Raw genomic sequence first — 22363 nt, forward strand, 5'->3', positions numbered from 1 at the left:
GGTGTAGAAAATCGATGACATTGGGTCAAAGATGTTGTGTTTGATGAAGACAAGGCACAAATGGTTGATGGTTATGCATCTGCAAATTTCTCCATTCTTCGCAGTTTTGTAATTAACTTGTTTCGTCACAATGGTTTTGATTCCCTAACCAGAGCAATACGACATTGTGCCCATAATATCCTATTACTATTTTCCTTTTTAGAATGAAACAGCCCTGCCCGTTCACGGGGGGATTGAGGGGGGCTCATTCGACTTTTGCAAGAGGTCTATTGACCGAGCAGAGATAAAAAATGTATCAATTGATGCTAATTTGTGTTGAAACAAGAGTTAGGATTGCAAGATTGCGATAAATTGTGATTAATACCAAATTGGGATAGGTAGTATTGTTTGAGATTTTTGGAACTGTCTGATGGTAAAGATTGTTAATCCAAAATCCATAGACGCGTAGACGGACTAAGTCCGTCTTCAAGGTAGAGTAAGCGGCTTCTCAAAGAGTAATCTAAAATCCAGAATTGGTATAACTGTTTCAAACTTATTGTTAGCAAAACCCATCAACACCGTGTTTTCAACCTCGGTCTTTACACTCAATAATGGTTTAACGTTTATCCATCAAGAAATTCCTGACACTCCTGTGGTTGTAGCGGATGTTTGGGTACGTGCCGGTGCTAGGATTGAACCCAGCTCTTGGTTTGGTATGGCTCACTTTCTAGAACATATGATCTTCAAAGGAACTTCAAATCTGCTACCAGGAGTATTTGATCAAAAAATTGAAAACAGAGGTGGGGTAGCTAATGCGGTTACTAGCTATGATTATGCCCATTACTCTATTACTACAGCTGCCAGTTTTATCGAAGAGACTCTCCCTTATTTAGCAGAACTATTGCAAAATGCGGCGATTCCTGAAGATGAATTTAGCCGTGAACGAGATGTGGTTTTAGAAGAAATTCGTTTTTGTCAAGATGATCCTGATTGGATAGGATTTCAAACATTACTCAAGAGTGTTTATCAGCGCCATCCCTATGGACGTCCGGTGTTGGGTACAGAACAAGAACTCATGCAACACTCACCAGAACAAATGCGCTGCTTTCACCGCACTTATTACCAACCTGAAAACATGACGGTGGTGATTGTTGGCGGAATAGCCCAAGAAGTGGCTCTAGAATTAGTGAACCGTACGTTTAATAATTTTGGCGATCGCTGTTGTGATTGTCCACCAACAGAAGAAATAGCAAGACCAATCATAGCAGGAATTCGCCGCCAACAGTTAGATTTACCGCGCCTGGAACAAGGACGATTGATGATGGCGTGGACGGGACCCGGAGTCGAACAACTCCGCAGCGCTTACGGATTAGATTTACTCTCAGTTTTACTAGCAGATGGACGGACATCGCGCCTAGTCAGAGACTTGCGAGAAGAACAGCAATTAGTCCAGGGTATATGCAGTAATTTTTCCCTCCAGAGAGATTCGAGTTTATTTACCATTACTGCTTGGTTAGAACCAGAAAACCTGGAACTTGTCGAGTCCTTAATTCGTCTCCACCTAGAAGATTTACTGACTGATGGTATTTCCCCCCAGGAACTTACTCGTTGTCAACGCCTGTTATGTAATGATTTCGCCTTCTCCACAGAAACACCCAATCAACTAGCAGGGCTATATGGATACTATAACACCATTGCCGAAGCAGAATTAGCGATGACATATCCCGAAAAAATCCAGTCCTTTGATACGCAACAACTGCAACAATTAGCACAAGAGCTTCTTTCACCGAATCACTACGTAGTTACGGTATTGAAGCCTTGTTAGTCATTAGACGCGATAAATCGCGTCTGTACAATAGGTGATGAATCGCGTCTGTTAATAAATGAAAGACAAATGACTAATGACCAAGGACAAATGACCAAGGACCAAGGACAATTAACAAATGACCACTTCCCTACAAAAATCCCATATTCATCGCACAGTCTTAGATAATGGCATAGTATTACTTCTGACAGAAAATCCTACAGCAGATATCATTGCAGCGCGGATTTTTATTCGTGCTGGTAGCTGTTACGAAAATCGAGAACATGCTGGATTAGCACATTTGCTATCTGCGGTATTAACAAAAGGGTGTGAGGGATTTTCTAGCTTGCAAATCGCCGAACAGGTGGAGTCTATCGGCGCACACTTAAGCACAGATACCGCTGCTGATTATTTTCAAGTCTCTTTAAAGACGGTGACAGCAGATTTTGCTGATATTTTGACATTAGCAGGAAAAATATTGCGATCGCCTACTTTTCCCGAAGTAGAAGTTGAGTTAGAACGACGCATCGCTCTGCAAGATATTCGTTCTCAAAAAGAACATCCCTTCAGTATCGCCTTTGATCAACTACGCCAGGTGATGTACCAAGATCATCCCTATGCTATGTCAGCCCTGGGAAATGAATCAACTATGAGTAGTATCACCCGTGCAGATTTAGTTCACTTTCACCAAACTTATTTTCGTCCAGATAATTTGGTGATTAGTATTGCCGGTCGCATTACCCAAGATGATGCTGTTACAGTAGTCAAAAAAATATTTGGCGATTGGCAAGCACCTGCTGATACATCATTGCCTAAACAGAATTTACCAAATCTTACCGTCGAGCCACAACAAATTATACTACCCCAACAGACACAACAATCAATCGTCATGCTGGGTTACATTGGTGCAGCAGTCACTTCTCCAGATTATGCTGCTTTGAAGTTATTATCTACATACTTAGGCAATGGACTTTCCAGTCGCTTATTTGTGGAACTGCGAGAAAAACGGGGTTTAGCTTACGAAGTATCCGCCTTGTACCCTACACGGCTGTTTCCTGCCACATTCGCAGTATATATGGGTACGGCTCCCGAAAATACTCAAATTGCCCTATCTGGGCTGCACACAGAAGTAGATTTACTGTATACGGAACCACTGACAGAAGTAGACTTACAAGCAGCAAAGAATAAAATTTTAGGACAATACGCCTTGGGCAAGCAAACTAATGGGCAACTTGCTCAAATCTATGGCTGGTATGAAATTTTGGGATTGGGAATCGAATTTGATCAGGAATTTCAGGAACTGATTACCAATGTTAATGCTGATGATGCGATGACAATAGCTTCTCGGTATTTACAGAAGCCTTATGTATCTTTGGTGGGTCCAGAAGAAGCTGTTAAATCAGTTAACAGTTAACAGTTAACAGTTAACAGTAGACCTCTTGCACAAATATTTTTTATCCCACCCCAACCCTAAGTCCGTTGGTTCAAAACACAAGTGTGTTGGTTCAAAACACAAGTGTGTTGGTTCAAAACACAAGTGTGTTGGTTCAGAACACAAGTCCGTAGCGATCGCACTCGTAAAGCCATCATTACCTGGTTAAAATCGATAATACTCCCAGACAACCAAATATCCTTATGCACATAATAGACAATTTGTACAGTGCGTAACAGCCCTTTCAAGGTGAAATGTATTTTTCTTGGTGTCTTAGTGCCTTGGTGGTTCAAAAGTTAAATTTTTCACCACATAGACGCGCTAGCAGCTTCCGGAACGGTAGACACTAAGACACAAAGGTGAAAAGACCTAAATTCGGCAATTTTTTGAATATTTTTACCCACCTTGAAAGGGATAGTTCTACTGATAACTGATGACTGATAACTGATGACTGTTAAAAAAGCAGTTTTTTAGTAGCAAGTATCACTTTTTTGCTCTTGCATTTTATCATCTTTTGCCGTATAGAGTATTACCATCAACTTTAGCGAGGGCAGAGTTTCATGACAGCCAGCTTCTTTGGCTATTTAAGTTCGCTAAACCTATTTGTAAAATGCTGTTTATTTAGGAAGCAGGGGGATACATCCTTATTAGGAATTGAATTGCTGCTATTTTCCTTCACACCTCTGCTGTTGACTGGTTCTGTTGTACCAGCATTTGCAGTACCATCACCACAAATCGCCCAAATAGCCCCATTTAGCATCACTCGCCCTAACTTACAACTAGGTAGCCAAGGACAGCCGGTATCAGAATTACAAGCAGCACTGAAACTTTTAGGCTTTTACACAGGTGCTGTAGACGGAATTTATAACGAAGCAACAGCCAAAGCAGTTTCTCAGTTTCAACTAGCTGCTGGCTTAAATGCGAATGGTATTGTTGATGCTATTACTTGGCAAAAACTTTTTCCTGGTGAAGCGATCGCATCATCTCCTTCCCCTAGTTCTACCACTGCTGTCACCAATTCAGCCAATAACTTTCCGGTTCCAACTCAAATTGTCAACAACTCTACAACTACTACAACTCAAACTGCGAATAATTCCACAGCAACTACAACTCAAATTGTCAACAACTCTACAACTACTACAAATCAAACTGCAAATAATTCCACAACTACTACAACTCCCGAACCAAAACCAGCAACACCACCCAAACAAACTACATCTACTAATTCTCAAAAGAAAACTGTCACCCAATCATCATCTAATCGTTCTCAACAAAGCACACGCACTCAGCAAAGCACAAGTTCCCAGCCAACTAAACGCACCCAACAAAGTACACGTTCAACACGTTCAACACGTTCTCAATCAACTAAACGTACTCAACCAACACCGCGTTTTGAGCAAATTTCTGGTGTTCAATACACTTCCAAAGGATATCCAATCTTGCGTCCAGGAATGAATAATGCTGAAGTCAGAAGATTACAATTAAGGTTGCGAAAACTTGGTTATCTCAAAAGTGATGCTGATGGCGACTTTGGTCAAGAAACCGAAGCAGCAGTTCAAGCTTTACAAAAGCGCTATGATATCGAACCTGATGGTGTAGTTGGTGGTGAAACTTGGGAAGTTTTGCTACGACGGCGTTAGTTTTTATAACCCCATTTTCTCACTGAAGATTGATGTCAAGCCTCAATTCAATTTGAAAAATTGTAACAAATAAACTTTTTTTCAATTCCGCAAATATGAAAAAACAAGAACCCCGATTTGTTAGAGAAATCGGGGTTCTGTGTCATTAATAGATATAATTCATCATCAATATTAAAACCAGAATTTATATTTTTATACTGGTAAAAAATATAAAAATGTTTGTAGTATGCGCTTTAGCGCTTATTATTAAAATTTGAAGCAGCAAGAATCCCTTGCTGCACATTATTATTTATGTATGCTCATCTACTGATTTTAGGGAAACCCTAGAATTACAAACAAATCACAATTCAACAGGGTATGAAAAACTTTTTATTAACTTGGCTTGGAACAGCCGTTGCATTGCTAATAACAGCTAATATTCTTCAGTATTTCGATATTGGCTTTGAGGTAGATAGTTTTGTTACAGCGTTGATTGCTGCTGTCTTCATTGGTATTGTCAATGCTTTCATTCGTCCAATATTAAGAATATTAGCCTTTCCGATCACCCTGCTGACCTTTGGTTTATTTTCCTTTGTCATCAATGCATTTGCTTTATGGCTAGCTAGTTTTTTGACTCCCAGTTATGGTTTTGTAATTGAAGGGCCAATCGCAGCTTTATTCGGTTCAATTGTACTATCAATTGTCTCTAGTATAATTAATTATCTTTTAAGAGTAGTTGAGTAATTGTTGGTCAATCGTCAATTGTCAATTGTGAATTGCTAATTAATTTTTATTGCACCCTCCTCACACCTTTTTTCTATTTGAGCGATCGCTATCGTTACCGTACCTTTTTGATTGTCGGTTGCACAACGGAAAATTTGTTTAGGAACTAACAGATGTGTAGATTCAGCGGCACATAAAGCAGCAGCTTCAGCAACACTAGGAGTTTTTATGTGTTTGTAAATTAATTGGGAAGGGTTGGGAACAGAAATTGTACACAGAATTTCCGCACTAAAGGTTTTGAAAAGCCAATTGTTTTCTCTACAAAGTTCCACTAAACCAACTTCATCGGCTTTATTATCAATAGTAGCAATGCCTGCGATCGCATTTTGGTAAAGTTGATTTTTTTGAAACACATGTGCGATCGCTGCTTCTATCAATTCTCGTGAAGTACCTCTTTGACAACCAATTCCCAACCACAAATTTCTGAATTCGAGAGAAATTTCTCCTAACACCAATTGAAATTACCTAATAATTACAAACTAGGACGACGCAACCAATTCATAATTTTCTCACGCCATAATCGCGGACTATCTGCGGGGCGATACTTTGTGTCAAACATAGAAAATAAAAGAGGTAAGCCTCCCACTTTAGCACCCATTAGCAGATGAATCGCAAGTGCTAAAACTACTATTACCCAAGCTATTAAATGTATATAATACCAGATATGGTTTAATTCTCCCTTTGGCAACCAATTTTCATCTTGAAACTTACCTGAAATCACGGCAAATATAGCAGCCACTAACATTGCAGTATTTGCAAGACGTTGTAAAGTGTACCACCAAATCGGTTTGCCTACTAAAGTCAATTGCTGTAATGTATTTCTTTGGAATAGACGATTTCTCCCAGCTTTCAAACAGTAAATAATAAATATTGGTAGGGCAACAAAAAAGATAAAAAATCCAAAAGTACCATGTATATCAATTAAATTTCGATTTGCTTGTGTGAAAGCAAATCCACCAAATCTGCGATCCCAACTGTCATACACCAAAAATCCCGTAATCGCCGCACCAATAATCAATAAAGCAGTGATAGAGTGGAGTATTCGTAACACTAAAGGCTGGTATGGCTGAGAATTAGGCATGATCTAAGTTTGTTAAATGAGATTTATATTGTTTATTTTTACTTAAAAAATGCATAGGATAATTTATCAACAAAAAAATCATACCAAGAACCTTAAGTGATCTGTATTGTTTATAATTTGCGATCGCTTGGCGATCGCAGCTAAAGAATTTAGAAATGCTATATTCGCTGATAACTGTTCAGTATTTACTGATGTAATTGGCTTTGCAAATATTTACCCCATTCTGCGGCTAAAGGAATTTCTGTAAAGGGAACTCGCACAGATTTAGCAGATTCGGGAAATACAAATTCTACCTCAATAGTCCGACCTTTTTCTGGTATTTGCTGCATATCAACAGTTTTATCATCCACCAAAAGACGTATTTGTTGAACATGATCCAAAGAAAATGTTTCTAATTTAATCGGGCCTTTTGGTGTTGGTTTTCCCCAAGTAATTGAGTTACCTTTTTGACCGAGTACCGCATAAATATCATACTTCGCCTTGTCAAATTGCTCTGCCCAGGTTCGATAAGCTTCAACTTTTTGATATTCTTGAGAACCTTGCCAAGCTAACCAGAAAAATGCTGCTAACAGAGGTAGCCACAATAGACCGTGTTCCATGATGGATTTTAACTCTAAAGTCAGAAAGAAAGAACTTTGAAAGAAAAAGTTAAAGGAACAAAAGTGATAGAAAATCTCTTTCTCATTCTCCTTTAACTTTTACCCCTTTCACTATTTTCTTATGTATAGCTATGATGCGAAATACAGTCACTTCGGGACTGTATAAGTTATCGTAAGGAGCATACTGGCAAAAAGCGGTGATGACTGAAATATGAGAAGGATTTTATTTTTGTGCTTGTTTGTCATCGGGCTAAGTGCTGCTGTGTTTGGTTTCCTAAATTTTCAGGGACTAGCAGCAAAAGGTGAATTTGAGACGATTGTGCTGGATTTTCGGGAAGATATCCCCAAAGAAGAATTACAACAGAATTTACAAGCGATCGCTCAACAATACAATGTCACACCCCGATTAGACAATCAATTCTCCGCCAAGGATAATGTTTTTATCATCGAAGGCGATAAAAAGCGACTCAAAGAACTGCGGAAGTCTAAAATTGCCTCAGCAACGGAATTTATTGAGCCTAACTATATTTATAGAATTCCCAAGTTAGATGAAGACAGAGTACCAGATCAGCAGTTTACATCTGGTGCTAACGATCCTAACGACCCAATGTACAGCAAGCAATGGCATTTGCACAACATTGGTGTTGTCGGTGCGTGGAAGGAAACTAAAGGTAGTGGCGTCACAGTCGCAGTCATAGACACTGGTGTGACTCAGGTGCGTGACTTAGAAGAAACAAAGTTTGTCAAAGGTTACGACTTTGTGAACGACACAGAATCAGCCAAAGACGACAACGGACACGGTACTCACGTAGCTGGTACGATCGCTCAAGCTACTAATAACAATTATGGTGTAGCCGGAGTTGCTTACGAATCTAGTATCATGCCTTTAAAAGTACTCAGTGCTTATGGTGGTGGTACTGTTGCTGATATTGCCGAAGCGATTAAATTTGCTGCCGATCATAACGCCAATGTAATTAATATGAGCTTGGGGGGTGGTGGTGAAAGTCATCTAATGAAAGATGCGATCGAATATGCCCATAAAAAAGGTGTAGTGATTATAGCAGCAGCAGGGAACGAAAACCAAAATTCTGCTTCATATCCAGCCCGTTATCCCCACGTCATTGGCGTATCAGCCTTAGGCCCAGATGGCGAAAAAGCCCCCTATTCTAACTTTGGCGCTGGGGTAGATATTTCTGCTCCTGGGGGTAGTGAAGCAGGTAAAATTTTGCAACAAACTATTGACCCCGAAACTGGTGAAGGCGTGTTTCTTGGTTTACAGGGAACAAGTATGGCTGCTCCCCACGTTGCGGGCGTAGCTGCACTCATCGAAGCTGCTGGTGTCAAAGAACCAAACGAAGTTCTGCAAGTCCTCAAAGAATCAGCCAGAGTGATTGGGGAAGACAATTTGAATTACTATGGTGCGGGACAACTAAGTGCAGAAGCCGCAGTTCTACGCGCCGTACGCGGACAAATCAGTTTTCAAGACTTTTTCCGTTGGTTACGGGATAATGGCTATTTCAACCCCGGTTTTTGGATTGATGGTGGTGCAGTAGCATTATTACCCAAGATTTTGATGGTATTGGGTTCTTATCTATTGGCTTGGTTTTTACGAGTATATTTCCCGTTTACCTGGGGTTGGAGTTTATTGGGCGGTTTAGTTGCAGGTAGTTCTGGATTGTTTTTCCTTAAACCAATCTACATTTTTGACTTACCGCAATGGCCCTTCCGCTTATTGGGTAGTTCCATACCCGAACTCGGTAACACCATTCAAGGAAGTAGCGCCTTAAACCCCTTATTTGCTAGCGTACTCATTCCCCTAGTATTAGTATTATTACTGCTAGGACATCCACAATGGAAATGGTTTGCGATCGGTTCATCCTTGGGTGTCGCCGCTTGTTTAGGAGTGAGTGCAGTATTAGATCCAGCCGTTTGGGGTTTAGGATGTGGGATGTTAGCTCGCAGTTTCTTAATAATTAATGCCCTACTTTGTTTTGGTTTAGCTCGTTTAGCCGTAAGAAACGAAGAACAATCAGCATAGGGGATTGGGGATGAATCAGTTATCAGTTATCAGTTATCAGTTATCAGTTATCAAATTAAACTGTTCACTGTTCACTGATTAGTTGTCCCCCGTTTCCTCCTTGTCCCCGTTCCCTTTTTTCTCACAACAAAGGAGTTTTGCCAATGAGTATTACAGTCACAGGAACAGTAGAACGCCGTGATATCGGTACTGGCGCTTGGGCATTAGTAAGTAATGATGGTACTACTTACGAAATTCTTAGAGGTGCTGACAAAAGCTTACTCAAAGCGGGACAAAAAGCCAAAGTCACAGGCGAAGTCCGCGAAGATGTCATGACGATCGCCATGATTGGCCCTGTCTTGGAAATCAAATCGTTTGATCTGCTCAATTAGAATCTAGAACGGCTTGCAGACGGCTTCTAAATTCACCTTTAGGATGGCCCCCTTTTACCTCGCCCACAATCTGAAATTCTCCTTCTGGAGAATCACAAATAATGTAGGTAGGCCATCCCATCTCTGATTTATCTGGATACTGCGTCAACAGGATCTGACGATACTTACGGTAAGTAGCAGTATCCTGCATTTTGACATCAATAAATTCTAAACCCAGTTCCTCTGCCACTTTTTTGTCATAAAATGACATTTTGTGGCAAATTCCGCAGTCTTCACTAGAGAATTTAATAACAGCTAAAGGCATGGGGCTGTGCAATTACGTAAGCATAATTTCAGATTATAAAAGTATCACATCAATTCAACTATTTACAAGAAAAGTTATAAATTGTAGCCTTTGAGGTCCCTCTGTCAATAGTTTTCTTAGTGTCTTCGTGTCTTGGTGGTGAAAAAATAAATCTTATAATTTAACCACTAAGACACCAAGTCGAATCACAAACAATCAGCCCGTGTCTTTAACAGATCAAGAATATTCAGAAAGTTGTTTGCTCTTTGATGTTTAGCCAGTTTTGCTCTTGGAGACGTTGCCAAGCTTTGCGGATATGTTCAGGCTTAAATAACTGGTGTTTGCGATCGCTCCACTCATGGACTAAAGCGATCGCTTGCTCACTATCTTGTGCTGGGTTAGGTTCTTTAGTTGCAACCCAATGAACTGTGGCTAGCAGTTCCATACCGTAAGGGGTTTCAAAGCCATATATGAGGTTGCCGACTCTTTCTAAACGCTCCTGAGCATCTGGTATTGTTTCTAAAAAAGCTTGTGCTGCTTCTCTACCTTTTGGTAATACATAAATTTCAGCACTGTCGGCTTTGCTGGTTCCGTCACCATAGCCGCGAATATAATGCCCTTCAATATGTTTCAAGACATGATTGAGATTCGCAGCATAGGGACCATATATGTGTTTTACATAAGGTAGCTTTAACGGCTCCCCAACTTCTTGTAAAAAATAAGCGAGTTTCTGGATTTCCAGCTTAGTTAACTCGTAGCCTGGAATACCGTACAATTCCAGTAGGCGAATGATGATTGCACGACCACGGGTCATGTTGGGCTTTTTAGTTGCAACGGGCATTTTCTCTGCTGCTGGTGTACCTGCTGGCTCAAAAATAATTACCCGTACGTCTGGCAGTTGAGCAAAAGCTGATTCTATTAGTGGCTTAACATCAGCCCAATTCAAGCCACCGTTTCCGCATCCTAAAGGTGGAATGGCAATTGAGGTTATACCTAATTGCTGCACTTGTTGCACTAAAGCCACCAGTCCATTTTGAATGTCTTCTATTTTTGACTTGCCTTTCCAGTGGCGTTTGGTGGGAAAGTTAATGATGTACCTGGGATTAAATAATCTATCTGTTGCAACGATAAACATTCGTCCTGGCTGCACTTCACCAGCTTTACAAGCTTTTTCGTACTCAGAAAAGTTTCTAGGATAGGCTTGCTTAAATTGCAAGGCGATACCTTTGCCCATAACACCAACGCAATTAACGGTGTTCACCAGAGCTTCGGTATTTTCTTCTAACAGGTTGCCTTGCTTAAATTCAATCATTTCTCTCAATTAGCTTAAGAGTACGATCTTACTCTTAAGATCATAACTTTTAGTAATACCAATTAGAGTAAATCTTAACGGGGGTTTGAGAATTAAAGTTTTGTAATATTTGCTGAACTTGTAATTGCATAGTATTATTTATGACACCAACTTCTACCATTAACGTCCAAGGACAGAATTGATGCACTAAAAACTCAGCTTGTCGTCGGCGTTTTCTATCTCCATCTTCTTGTGTGTTGTTCCAATATTTTGCTTGCATAATTGCCCAATCAATCATATCTAACCTTTGAAGATTGTCATAAAATTCGCTATATGCTATGACTGCGTGACCATCTGTAAAAGCAAAAGTTAAATTGTTAGCTGCTATTATTTCTGCTTGAGAAACTAGATAGATAACTGGATTTTGTCCTCCACTGTATCCCTGTGTATTTTGTTTATGAATAGCGTAGAGCATAGGAGAACGTGGGGCAAAATAAAACGGTACATAATCATGTAAACATCCAAGTGCAGCACAAGGAACACGGGTTAATTCTCGTCTATCTTGGATGTGTCCATGAGCAATATCAAGATAGTTAGATTGTTGTTGTCTTAGCCTACTATTTGCTATCAATCCGCCAGAGTTGAGGATGGAAGGCAAGTTATTTATGTGGGTGATGTGATAAATAGGCGTAGGCATTGAGTTATATAGTTATTAGCGGTGCTATATGGTTAGTTTCCTCAGATTATATGAAACATGAAAAAAAGCCTAGCTTCAGTAGATTTCCTGAAATAATCGCCTATTTTCACAATTAATTTAACTGATTACTGATAAAAAGAAAGCATTTAGTCAAATCTAGTAGGCAAAATGCCATACTAAGTTCTCGAAATGCCATTTTACCTTCTCATTTCGGTAAATCACGCAAGTAAAATGCCGTACTAAGTTCTCAAAATGCCATTTCACCTTCTCATTTTGGTGGATCACGCACTGATTTTGGTAAATCACGCACTGGGAATGCCATTTTGCTTTCTCATTTCGGTAGACCACGCACTCATTTCGGTAAATCATGCAAGTAAAATACCTGATTGCTTTCTTCAAAAGCTTGATCACTTTGTTCTTTCAGTAAATCGTGCAAGCAAAATTGAAGATGAGCGACTAGAGCTACAAACTCTAATGCAAATTTATCAGGAGGGATTGCTGCGAAAAGCAACCGCCCTCAGTGAAGCTGTTAAGCGTGGGCTAATTGAAGCCAGGACTTACGCAAAAATTGCCAAAAAGGTGAATTTATCTAACCGCCAAGACGCCAAGAAGCCAAGAATTCGTAGACTGTGCGTAAGTCCTAGAAGCTTTAAACTAGTATTCCACCACTCAAGGTTTTACCAGGAGTCAGAGAAAAACTTAAAACCGTTCCTGACTGGCAAGAACGGCTTAGAAATTTTGTTGATGAATTAATAATTGTTGAAAACCTACTCAAAAATGATTAGTAATGTCTAAAGATGGGTAGGGATTAACTTACAGTTACTTACCCCCCACCTCATCAGCAACGACCGACACACAAGCATGAACCAAAGGTAACAACGGGCCTAATTGCTCTTGTCCATTCACAGCTAATTCACTGTGACACAAATAAACTCTGTTGGACACACGGGAAAGCAAATCAGCTAAAATCCGGCGTAGGCGTTGTTCTTCTGCCAATTGTTCATCTTCTGCTGTCCAAGGTTCGCCGAATCTGTCCCGGAGAAAGAAAGGCGCACCAAACAAAGTTGCTGCACCACCCTTAGCCCATAGTGGTGAACTCGCATCCAACCAAAAATGCCAACGATGGGAACGCCGAGTAGAACGATATTGGAAGATAGTAGCTAAAGTTACAGCCTTGGCTGCTGCTCCCATCGGACGCATGGGGTAAGGATTAGCGGTGATTGTGCCGCGCTGTAGTAATTGTATAAATTCGGCAATTGTATTTTGCGGTAGTTCTCCCCCTAATCGATCAGAGGGAATTTGCCGCAACCTAGTATCAATTTCCCAATAATGTTGAGCCGTTTCCAGTAATTCCCGCAGGGCTGCCAATTGATCGTAGGCGAGATTAGTACCATCCCATAAAAAACGCTGAATTGCTCGGTCTAACAAAGAAATTGGACTAGGAATCAAACGTAATTCCTGTTGCGATCGCTGTTCTTCTAGCCATTTGACAATTTCGTTGTAGGCTGTAGTCGCTGCATAACCAAGTCTATCCCACCGATCAAAGGCTGTCACAGGTAATAAATTCGGGCGTTCTGGATGGGGTTGAAAACAGTAATCTGCTATTAAACCAGCGCGTACTGGATCAATTTTAGGCTGCTGGGCTACTGGGCTGTTGGTTTGCTGGGCTAAATTGGATTCTACACTCTCTTCATCTCCCCATGTCTCTATCCTCTCATCTGCTTTACTTAACATCACCAACATTTCTGCGACTGCATCCCGATTTACCAAACGTCCTAATCCCGGATACACTAATGCTAAAACCGTAAGTAATGCGCGGATAATCGGAGAAGCTATCAGGGGACGTTGATCGTTGAGCGATTTTACTGGAATGTTTTGCTTGGTGAGAATTTCTGTGAGAGTATAGCGAGCGATCGCATCTAAACCGGGTGCTATGACTGCTACTTGATCCGGTTCCACTTGTCCTTGTTTAATTGCTTGTACAATCACTTCGGCTGTTTGTCGCAACAGTTGAGCGCGGGATGTGGCTTGAATCGATTGCACAACTTCCGGTAAACTCAATAGCGTCATTGGTTCTGTAATAATTTCTACTATCGGTGTTGTCAATCTGTCAGCCAGACTATCATCAGGTAAAGCAGTTAAGGTTTCTTGCTGACAGTACGCTGCTAACTCTCGCATATAATTGGGGTCTGCTCCCAAACCCAGACGCACAATCCCATCAGGATTATAAGTAAACGCTCCCACAGCTCCATCATTTAAAAGCAACTCAAATAGATGACGCGCCACAGCTGGGTAATCTTGCACGTCATCCGCCAATATTCCCTGATAGCGTTGTGTTAGCCTTTGTTGGTAATGCGGATCGCTTAACAGGTGTTGATTGTAAAGTTCTGTAATAATTCCGTAGGAAAGTAAGCCTCTTTCCAAACACCAGTTACGCCAATCTAGTAGTAAAGCCGACAAAAATTCTGGTTCTAACGGTTCTAGACTAGTGTCACTATCCTGTGGTGCGAGGGCGGCTGCTAAAACCTTACCAATATCTTCTACTGCTGTGCCACTATAAGCAGCCAATTGTAATAAATCCAAAATGCGACGTACCAAACGGGACTCATTGGTGCCTGCATGGCGTAAAATCTCTTCATTGATGTAGGGACGCCAAAGCCTAGTTGCTAATTCTTGCTCGGTTTCTGGACGCAATCTCACAGGGAATTGCGCCTTTAACTTTAAAGATTGCACTAATAAAGGCCAAAATAAAATTACCTCATCTTGAAAAAAGCCCAAAGGAGTTTTACAGCGTACAGGATATTTACCTGTGGTTGCGATCACAATCTCATCTGCTAATTCTCGCCTATTATCGTCATTAGCAGCCAAAATTAAAACAGATGCTTCTGTACGATGAGGATAGAGACGTTCTAGTGGGCGATCGCTATTTTTGAGTCTAGGCTTTTTAGTATAAAATGATTCTTGATCATGAATTTCATCTTGCATCCAGCGAGCAAAATGTTCCACCAACCGAGCAGTTTTGCGACTGCGACTCATACCAACAATCCAAACAGAATGAGAAAACATCATCGTTTTCATGGGAATTTGTTAAGATACCTCGTACGTTAAATTAAGGTTAAAAATACCAAAACAGGCTGGATGATTGCCTAAGATGAATAACTCAGGTTTAGGTCAGAAAATATACTCTTTTTTGTGGGCAGCATACGAACGGTACTTGCGGACACCAGAACGCTCATTGAATAAAGCGTATGATGCTGCTCTCAAAATCAAAAAAATAGAAAATGAGCATTTTAATGGTAACAAAATAGACTCTAACTCAACGACATACAGTAGCAGCGTCATTGATTATTTTGAATCAGACCTCAAAAAAGAATTAAAAATCATTAGGATGAGGCTAACAGAGTTTAGAGTTAGTCGTTATTTCTTAAGTGAACCAAATCAAAAAGCGATCAGAAAACGAGGTATTGAATTTCTTGAACCTTCAGTAATTTTAGATAAGCTCAGATTTATCGATGGAGTCATAGCAAAATACAATAGCTTTGACGAAGAAATTATCCCTCAAGATCGCATTGCCAAACCCATAGATGTACCAGCAAAATCTATAGTGGTTCAACCAAGACAACCCGATATTCTCAGAAAAAAGGTAGATAAAGAACCACGGGGAAAAACCGATACAACAGGTGTATTACCGCGTTCAATATTTAATACCATTAATCGTCTCCAAGCAGAATTAGATCCACAAGCAGAACAGGATGTTATTCAAAATTTCCGTACAGCCCAAAAAAGAACCATCATCTCGGTTCGATTTATATTATTGTTAATAATCGTACCAATTCTGACTCATCAACTATCAAAAGCTTTTTTTGTTGGACCGATTATTGATCGTGTAAGAGAACCTGACCAAGCAGTTGTCTTCCTCAACGAAGAAATGGAAGAAGAAGCACTGCTAGAATTACAAAGATTTGAAGAAAAAATTAAATTTGAAAATCTGCTTAGTAATGTTAGTCCACCAATAGAAAACATAGAAACACAATTGAGGGAAAAAGCCGAAGAAATTGCTGGACAATTTCGTCAAGAAAGTGCCAATGCGATCAAAAATGTCTTTGCAGATATTTTATCCGTAATTGCATTTGTATTTCTTTTACTGATGAGTAAAAGAGAAATTGCTACTCTAAAATCTTTTTTTGATAATATTGTTTATGGTTTAAGTGATAGCGCCAAAGCATTTATCATCATTTTGTTCACAGATATTTTTGTGGGATTCCACTCTCCTCACGGTTGGGAAGTAATTCTAGATGGAATTTCACGTCATTGGGGTTTACCAGCAAATCATGATTTTATCTTCTTATTTATTGCAACATTCCCAGTGATATTAGATACTATCTTCAAATACTGGATTTTCCGCTACTTAAATCGGATTTCACCTTCTGCGGTTGCGACCTATCGTAATATGAATGAGTAGAAAAAGTTAATGGTTTATAGTTATTTGCGTAGCTTGCTTTTTGCGCCCCAGCGCGAGTATTGCGAATTGGTATTAGTGTCTTTGTGTTAAAAAAAAAGATATTTGAAACACCAAGACAGTAAGACACTAAGAAGCTTACTCTACGACGGGCGTACAACTTACTGTGCGCCTCAACTACTAACATTTACCATGCAAAAAAATCTTGCAGCTTTGTGTTTTAGTCTACCCGTCATACCATTAATTTTTTTTGTACCGATACAATCTCTAGGTTATAGGGAACTCAGTCCACCAGAATGTCGACTAACAAAATGGGAACTACCAATTTCTCTAAAATCTTCTGATATACAACAAATCTCACCAGTACCTTTGTTATCCTTGCAACGGCCTTTGTTTCCTTGTTGTGAGGCTGATAAGTCTTGTCTAGATGAACAAATATGGGGTGAAAATGCTCAATCACCAGACAAAAAAGGATTATTAATGGCTGTCGATCGCAGTTTGCAATACTTGCAAACAAAATCTGCTGCTACTGCTTACCAAGGATATAAAGTACCTGGTATTACCCATCAACGGGTTAGCAAAAGTTTGAGACGCTTCCGCCAAATTTTATTGACGTCTAATTCTGCAACTGAATTAAATGCAGCGATCGCCAAGGAATTTGTTTTTTACCAATCTATTGGTGGAGACAGCAAAGGTACAGTTTTGTTCACTGCGTATTATGAACCGCTTTATTCTGCTAGTCGCACTCCGACAGCAGAATATCGTTATCCAATTTATCGCTTACCTCCCGATTTAAAATCCTGGACTAAACCTCATCCTACGCGCTTAGAGTTAGAAGGAGCTGACGGTTTACAGGGTAAAAAGGGTAAGCTACGGGGATTGGAATTATTTTGGTTTCGCGATCGCCTCGAACCATATATCATCCAAATTCAAGGTTCGGCGCGGTTGCAACTTCCTGATGGTAGACAAACAACAGTTGGCTACGCTGGTGATACGGCTTATGAATACAAAAGTATTGGTCGCGAACTAGCAAAGGATGGTAAATTACCTTTAGAAGGGATGACAATGCCGAAAATCCTTAACTATTTTCAAAAATATCCCCAAGATTTAAATATTTACATTCCCCGTGATCCTAGCTTTGTATTTTTTCAAGAAAATCATGGTGCGCCAGCAACCGGTTCGATTAGTGTACCACTTGTTGCTGAACGTTCAATCGCTACAGATAAATCTTTAATGCCTCCCGGTGCTTTAGCTTTAATTCGTGCTGATTTTCCTTTTATAGAAACCAACGGTAAAATAGAACGTCGTATTGTGAGTCGTTACGTTCTCGATCAAGATACCGGAGGTGCAATTAAAGGAGCTGGTAGAGTTGATTATTTTTTAGGTACTGGTAAACAAGCAGGCGATCGCGCAGGTGTCACCGTTAGTAATGGACAACTATATTATTTGTTACTCAAACCGTAGTTTCCGAGTCTGGGGAATCTGAGCAGACTGACTAATAAGTATTGTACAGACGCGATTCATGGCGTCTAATCATAAGTACCTATGCAAAATTAATTAGACATTTTTTATTCTATATCCTTGATTTGCCAAACCAAAGAGGCAAGCGAGATATATAAATAATTTTGCTTAACTACTTAAATGACGAATTTTGCGTAAATCGGAAATACCATCTCTTCAATTTGTGTATATAAGTATGTTCCTAACAAGTGGGATTCACTATGAAAATCTCATCATAGGCTACATTGGTCGGTCAATTGGGAGTTGAAAGTGATCAAGATTATATTTGATGCTGACCTAATACTAGAAGCTTTAATGAATCGTAACGGTTTTGGAGAAGAAGTTAGTAAATTATTAGATAAAGTACATCCATTGATTCAGATGTACATCACAGATATTGGATGGCAAAAAATATACACTTATGCCAGCCGCTTACGAGATAATAAAGTAGCAGAAATAGTAGTTGATTGGTTAAAAGAAAAAATTAAAATTTGTCATGTTGATCAAACTGTTCTCCAACAGGCGCGCACTTCAGCCTTAGAAGATTTTGAATCTGCTGTTGAACTTTGCTGTGTTACTTATGAAGAACTAGATGCAGTTGTTACCCATAAAAACAGTGATTTTACCCAAGCTCCTCATAAATATTATGTTTGGTCAGTAGGAGAATTGTGGATACGCGCCAACTTAGAAAGTCAACTACAAGCAACCAGGTTTGGCTAGCTAATCTGAGTTCAATGAATCTCATGAGCCACAATTTGGTCCTCAAATGCAAATAAATAGCTGGCTAATAGCATTATCAATGACCAATGACTATTGTACAGACGCGATAAATCGCGTCTGTACAATGATAACCCCACTTACTTCTGCACAGGCGATTGCTGTAAGCGCTGTAATCGAATCGTTGCTTCTTCGATTTGCTTTTGCAACAAAGTCAGATTTGCTTCCATTGTTTTTTTGTGAACTTCCAGTAACTCCGTTTCTTTACGCAGACGAGACATTCTCGCCTTATGGTCTTCGGTTCGCCCTGGTTGGTAGATAACACCAAGATAAATCGTGACGTTGGAAGCGTCTAAAGTATTCACACCTGCGGAAAGATTAAAGCCAAAGTCATTTTCAGTATTGACGTAGGCATTGGGAACATAATTGAGAGGATAAATATTGGGATACTTAATCGTGTTAGAGTTATTGTTATTCGAGGAAGTATTAGAGTTACTTACAGGAATCTGGGGACTCGACTGCAATATTTGATTGAAAGATGAATCATTGCCCACAGTCGATGATTGATTACTATTGGCTGTCTGGGAATACGCAGGATAAAGATTTAAAGCTTCTAGAAGCAATAATACTAAAGAAGCAGAAATAAGTTTTAAATAATTATTTAACACCAACAGTAGCAAGCCCTTAATCATCTTATTAAGAAATTTTTTACTCAGTAAAGCTCGGCAGAAACAAATAAAAACTCAAGAATACGCCAAAATACTGACGTAATCAGGATTATTCTCTTCTGCTTTTTGCCTTTATGCAAGAGGCTTGCTATATTACTTTACTGTATGGGGTTAATATACACTTAAATTGAGAGTGTAATTTAAAACGCCATTTCCACTTGTTTGCTGAGAAGAAGTAATACCAGGGCCGCTCAATTCTACAGTGATTCCAGATGATGCAGGAGCATAGCCTCCCGAAATTTCAACTACATGCTCTCCAGGTGATAGTAAAGGTGATAGATTAATTTCCGTTTGGCTACCGTTAAGCCGTTTCACAACTTTACCATCGAGAATAATGTCACCATTTAATTGGCTACCGTTCGTATTAATCCGCAAAATGTGGGGTTGACGAAGCTCAGTAGCACTCAAATTGACTGAACTTGTTTGGTATCCAGAAGAATAGTTAGACTGCTGACTAAAAGTGCTGGAGTTTCTCATATCATCAGTATTGCTGTCCACATGGACAGAAGAGGTTTGGATGCTGACGAAATTCTGAGCTAATGCTGCGGAAATTGTCGCAATCAAAGCAAAACAGCAGGCCAGAAATAATAGTTTTTTCATGGCTGAATATGGGTAACAGCAGATATAAAAATCACACCAATTTGAAAAAAGAATGGGACAGATGGACTTACAAAACCTTTATGCACAAAGAGTTTCCCCAATCCAAAATCCAAAATCCAAAATGGTATCACCTATCTGCTTGAATGGTGGTAAAAAACTTGGGTTAAAATCAAGTTGCAAAAAAACCGGGTGTTTAACAGTAGAGCGATCGCACTTAATTCAAACCTATCGTAAAAAACCCGGTTTTTGTCTTAGTCAAAACATTAATTAATCCGAAGTTCTCTAACGATAAAACTTCGGATAGTTGATATTTGAATATAAACTGTGTTGCGAGACCTTATTGCTGCGGAAGACCGACATTTTGACGAAAGTTTGGATCAGCAGCAGGGTTGTATACATTCACTGGAACGTGAACTTTCACACCAACATTTCCTTTACCAGGAGTGTTACTAGTTGGCCCATCACCTACAACTTGAGTGCTGTTGCGGTTTTGCTGAGTAGGATCACTACCATTTTGGACTTGAGTTCCTACATTAGTAACACTGTTACCTTGACAATTTTCTCCAAACCGTTGATCAGTATTATTGTTTTGTTGACCTGGTTGTCTGGAACCGCTAATTCCCACTTGTACTGATACATCAGTTGCAACACAGCCTTGCGCTGAAGCAGGACGAGTAAAACTAGGAGCGAAAAGAGGAGATACTACTGTTAATGAAAACAAACCCAGAGAAAGAAATTTGAAACTCATGATAACTTTAACCTCTTGAACTATTTACAGGTAGATGTGGTTGTAGAACTGTAAGTACGGTTTTGTCCGTTGACAGAGTTTTGCACACTTTGTTGTGACCAAGTTCTGCCGGTACAATAACTCCGTGTGTTGTTAGGAACTTTAACGGATTGAGGGATTTTTACAGTCGGAACAGTGTAAGTACCATTTTTTTGAACACGTACCCCAGAATTAGGTAAGCGGAGGGGATAAATCCCTGTTGTTGGTCTGGTATTATTTCTAATCGTGACACCGTTATTTGAATCGATTATTACCCTACTATTTCCGTTTTGAATGTCAATGTCTCCTGCTGTGGCTATTCCGGCAGGTAATACCATCAGCGCAGAGAGTGCAAGTATAGAAATCGAACGTTTACCAGGCATGGCGTGAATACCTCACATATCAGAAAGAACCGATTTTTTGTTTTACCAGGAGTTCGGCTAACCTTGGTCTTAACTGATTTGGCGTGACTTGAATCAAAGAATGGTTGTACTGCTCTTAAACAATAGACAACGCCTCATCACTTAAGCTTATGAAGGCTTGTATAGTTAAATTTAACGGCAGTAGCCGTTAGCTATCTTCAGCGCATCTTGAACAGAAAGCTGGTTAGCATTGTTTACAACTGTGTTGAACTCACCAACAGCAACTCCAGTTTGTTGGATATTCTGGTTGGAAACCTGTACATTACCACCAGGTCTACAGTAACCATTACCTACACTGTTTGAGTTTTGGATGCTTTGCTGATTAGCGTTGTTAATAACTGTATTACCGCGACCAGTTGCAACACCAACTTGATCAATATTTTGCTGATTACCTTGAATATTTTGAGCAAAAGCAGCAGAAGGAGCTATAATCAGAGCAGTAACTACTAAACTAAAAGTTTTAACTTTACTAAACATATCTGTTGACCTCTTGTGTTGTTGTGTGTTTTTAATTTTGACGGGGCGTTGCTTACCTAAGGTTGGCAACGCCTCTTGATTTAAGCCAGTTTTGATTGTTTGGTTGAATATTCACCTATCAGCATTATTCCGCTTGTTAACTTAAGTTGACCTTAGTTGCAATTGGTGATGCCATTAGCAATCTCATTAGCTGTTTGTTGAGCCAGTTGACCACCAACGTTAGCTACAGTATTAACTACACCAACAGCAGCACCATTTTGGGAAAGGTTCTGATCAGATATTTGACCATTGAAGGTAGTTTGGCAAGAAATACCATTTTTAACCTTAGTAATGCCTTGAACAGCGGTTTGTGTAGCATTGTTAACAATGGTATTAGCAGTACCGACAGCAGCACCATTTTGAGTAGTAGTTTGTTGGCTGTTTTGAACATCAGCAAAAGCCGCACCAGGAGCAACCATCAAACCAGCAGCCAGTAAACCAAAACCAAAAGACTTGTTTAACATTTTTTTAACCTTATATTTACTGTTTAGTGTGTGTGATTACTGGGACTAAAGTTGCGGTTTTTTAGTTGGGGATGGGCTTTGTGTTGCATCATCCCTTGAGATTTAGTAAAACTTAGTAGCAGTTGTGGATTCCGTTAGCAATTTCGGTGGCGTTTTGTAGAGCGCCTTGGCTAGCTTGGTTGGCTACGGTGTTAGCAGTACCAACAGCAGCACC

Annotated in this window: 23 protein-coding genes; 10 read left to right on the forward strand and 13 right to left on the reverse strand. The window is 39.8% G+C overall.

What is annotated here, in order from left to right; translation table 11 throughout:
• Positions 1 to 559: 559 nt before the first annotated feature.
• The 4 genes from B4U84_RS13870 (at position 560) to B4U84_RS13885 (ending at position 5578) form a co-directional block, all read left to right on the forward strand.
• The gene (locus B4U84_RS13870) at positions 560 to 1804 is read left to right on the forward strand and encodes a M16 family metallopeptidase (protein ID WP_017312721.1); all 1245 of its coding nucleotides are present in this window, start codon (positions 560 to 562) and stop codon (positions 1802 to 1804) included.
• Positions 1805 to 1922: 118 nt separating this feature from the next.
• Positions 1923 to 3197, forward strand: coding sequence for a M16 family metallopeptidase (locus B4U84_RS13875; protein ID WP_017312720.1), 1275 nt, complete (start codon positions 1923 to 1925; stop codon positions 3195 to 3197).
• A 578-nt stretch (positions 3198 to 3775) separates the two neighbouring features.
• Positions 3776 to 4855 carry a peptidoglycan-binding domain-containing protein gene (locus B4U84_RS13880; RefSeq protein ID WP_131118538.1) on the forward strand — a complete coding sequence of 360 codons (1080 nt, stop codon included), beginning with the start codon at positions 3776 to 3778 and terminating at the stop codon, positions 4853 to 4855.
• A 357-nt stretch (positions 4856 to 5212) separates the two neighbouring features.
• Positions 5213 to 5578 carry a phage holin family protein gene (locus tag B4U84_RS13885; protein WP_017312718.1) on the forward strand — a complete coding sequence of 122 codons (366 nt, stop codon included), beginning with the start codon at positions 5213 to 5215 and terminating at the stop codon, positions 5576 to 5578.
• Positions 5579 to 5613: 35 nt separating this feature from the next.
• Here B4U84_RS13885 and B4U84_RS13890 read toward each other — a convergent pair whose 3' ends face one another.
• From B4U84_RS13890 to B4U84_RS13900, 3 genes are all read right to left on the reverse strand, one after another.
• Positions 5614 to 6072 carry a cobalamin biosynthesis protein gene (locus B4U84_RS13890; protein ID WP_165490284.1) on the reverse strand — a complete coding sequence of 153 codons (459 nt, stop codon included), beginning with the start codon at positions 6070 to 6072 and terminating at the stop codon, positions 5614 to 5616.
• Between the two features lie 17 nt (positions 6073 to 6089).
• A complete protein-coding gene (locus B4U84_RS13895; RefSeq protein ID WP_044452521.1) occupies positions 6090 to 6698 on the reverse strand; it encodes a cytochrome b/b6 domain-containing protein in 609 nt (202 codons plus the stop codon).
• Between the two features lie 185 nt (positions 6699 to 6883).
• Positions 6884 to 7297 carry a hypothetical protein gene (locus B4U84_RS13900; RefSeq protein ID WP_017312715.1) on the reverse strand — a complete coding sequence of 138 codons (414 nt, stop codon included), beginning with the start codon at positions 7295 to 7297 and terminating at the stop codon, positions 6884 to 6886.
• A gap of 211 nt (positions 7298 to 7508) precedes the next feature.
• On the opposite strand from B4U84_RS13900, the gene B4U84_RS13905 reads away from it, so the two are divergent.
• Together B4U84_RS13905 and B4U84_RS13910 are read left to right on the forward strand one after the other, a co-directional pair.
• Positions 7509 to 9335, forward strand: a complete 1827-nt coding sequence (locus tag B4U84_RS13905) for a DUF5942 domain-containing protein (RefSeq protein WP_131118540.1) — start codon at positions 7509 to 7511, stop codon at positions 9333 to 9335.
• Between the two features lie 143 nt (positions 9336 to 9478).
• Complete coding sequence (locus B4U84_RS13910; RefSeq protein WP_026082104.1) at positions 9479 to 9706, forward strand: hypothetical protein; 228 nt, start codon at positions 9479 to 9481, stop codon at positions 9704 to 9706.
• Here B4U84_RS13910 and B4U84_RS13915 read toward each other — a convergent pair.
• From B4U84_RS13915 to darT, 3 genes are all read right to left on the reverse strand, one after another.
• Positions 9699 to 10010, reverse strand: coding sequence for a thioredoxin domain-containing protein (locus B4U84_RS13915; protein ID WP_017312712.1), 312 nt, complete (start codon positions 10008 to 10010; stop codon positions 9699 to 9701). The genes B4U84_RS13910 and B4U84_RS13915 overlap by 8 nt on opposite strands.
• A 226-nt stretch (positions 10011 to 10236) precedes the next feature.
• Positions 10237 to 11301: a type II toxin-antitoxin system antitoxin DNA ADP-ribosyl glycohydrolase DarG gene (gene darG / locus B4U84_RS13920; RefSeq protein WP_131118542.1), complete on the reverse strand. Its 1065-nt coding sequence runs from the start codon at positions 11299 to 11301 to the stop codon at positions 10237 to 10239.
• 49 nt (positions 11302 to 11350) lie between these two features.
• Positions 11351 to 11977 (reverse strand): type II toxin-antitoxin system toxin DNA ADP-ribosyl transferase DarT, encoded by a 627-nt coding sequence (darT, locus tag B4U84_RS13925; RefSeq protein ID WP_131118544.1) that lies wholly within the window; start codon positions 11975 to 11977, stop codon positions 11351 to 11353.
• Between the two features lie 252 nt (positions 11978 to 12229).
• On the opposite strand from darT, the gene B4U84_RS13930 reads away from it, so the two are divergent.
• Complete coding sequence (locus tag B4U84_RS13930) at positions 12230 to 12730, forward strand: hypothetical protein (RefSeq protein WP_131118546.1); 501 nt, start codon at positions 12230 to 12232, stop codon at positions 12728 to 12730.
• 66 nt (positions 12731 to 12796) lie between these two features.
• On the opposite strand, the gene B4U84_RS13935 is transcribed toward B4U84_RS13930, so the two are convergent.
• Complete coding sequence (locus tag B4U84_RS13935; RefSeq protein ID WP_165490300.1) at positions 12797 to 15043, reverse strand: PD-(D/E)XK nuclease family protein; 2247 nt, start codon at positions 15041 to 15043, stop codon at positions 12797 to 12799.
• 76 nt (positions 15044 to 15119) lie between these two features.
• Here B4U84_RS13935 and B4U84_RS13940 point away from each other — a divergent pair, with 76 nt between their 5' ends.
• The 3 genes from B4U84_RS13940 (at position 15120) to B4U84_RS13950 (ending at position 18656) form a co-directional block, all read left to right on the forward strand.
• Complete coding sequence (locus B4U84_RS13940) at positions 15120 to 16439, forward strand: proton extrusion protein PcxA (protein ID WP_207390937.1); 1320 nt, start codon at positions 15120 to 15122, stop codon at positions 16437 to 16439.
• 189 nt (positions 16440 to 16628) lie between these two features.
• A complete protein-coding gene (gene mltA, locus B4U84_RS13945) occupies positions 16629 to 17900 on the forward strand; it encodes a murein transglycosylase A (protein ID WP_131118971.1) in 1272 nt (423 codons plus the stop codon).
• Between the two features lie 306 nt (positions 17901 to 18206).
• Complete coding sequence (locus B4U84_RS13950; RefSeq protein WP_131118552.1) at positions 18207 to 18656, forward strand: PIN domain-containing protein; 450 nt, start codon at positions 18207 to 18209, stop codon at positions 18654 to 18656.
• A gap of 137 nt (positions 18657 to 18793) precedes the next feature.
• Here the strand turns inward: B4U84_RS13950 and B4U84_RS13955 are convergent, their stop codons facing one another.
• The 6 genes from B4U84_RS13955 to B4U84_RS13985 all read right to left on the reverse strand — a co-directional run bounded on the left by B4U84_RS13955 (position 18794) and on the right by B4U84_RS13985 (position 22149).
• Positions 18794 to 19345, reverse strand: coding sequence for a hypothetical protein (locus B4U84_RS13955; RefSeq protein ID WP_017312703.1), 552 nt, complete (start codon positions 19343 to 19345; stop codon positions 18794 to 18796).
• Between the two features lie 147 nt (positions 19346 to 19492).
• Positions 19493 to 19981: a hypothetical protein gene (locus tag B4U84_RS13960; RefSeq protein WP_131118554.1), complete on the reverse strand. Its 489-nt coding sequence runs from the start codon at positions 19979 to 19981 to the stop codon at positions 19493 to 19495.
• Positions 19982 to 20318: 337 nt separating this feature from the next.
• On the reverse strand, positions 20319 to 20729 hold the full coding sequence (locus tag B4U84_RS13970; protein WP_017312700.1) for a hypothetical protein: 411 nt from the start codon (positions 20727 to 20729) through the stop codon (positions 20319 to 20321).
• A gap of 20 nt (positions 20730 to 20749) precedes the next feature.
• Positions 20750 to 21130 (reverse strand): hypothetical protein, encoded by a 381-nt coding sequence (locus B4U84_RS13975; RefSeq protein WP_017312699.1) that lies wholly within the window; start codon positions 21128 to 21130, stop codon positions 20750 to 20752.
• A gap of 171 nt (positions 21131 to 21301) precedes the next feature.
• A complete protein-coding gene (locus B4U84_RS13980; protein WP_017312698.1) occupies positions 21302 to 21646 on the reverse strand; it encodes a hypothetical protein in 345 nt (114 codons plus the stop codon).
• Between the two features lie 152 nt (positions 21647 to 21798).
• Entirely contained in the window at positions 21799 to 22149 is a 351-nt protein-coding gene (locus B4U84_RS13985; protein WP_017312697.1) for a hypothetical protein, read from the reverse strand.
• Positions 22150 to 22363 lie beyond the last annotated feature (214 nt).

The organism is Westiellopsis prolifica IICB1, from assembly GCF_004323185.1.
In the GTDB taxonomy this organism is placed as follows: Bacteria; Cyanobacteriota; Cyanobacteriia; order Cyanobacteriales; family Nostocaceae; genus Pelatocladus; species Pelatocladus prolificus_A.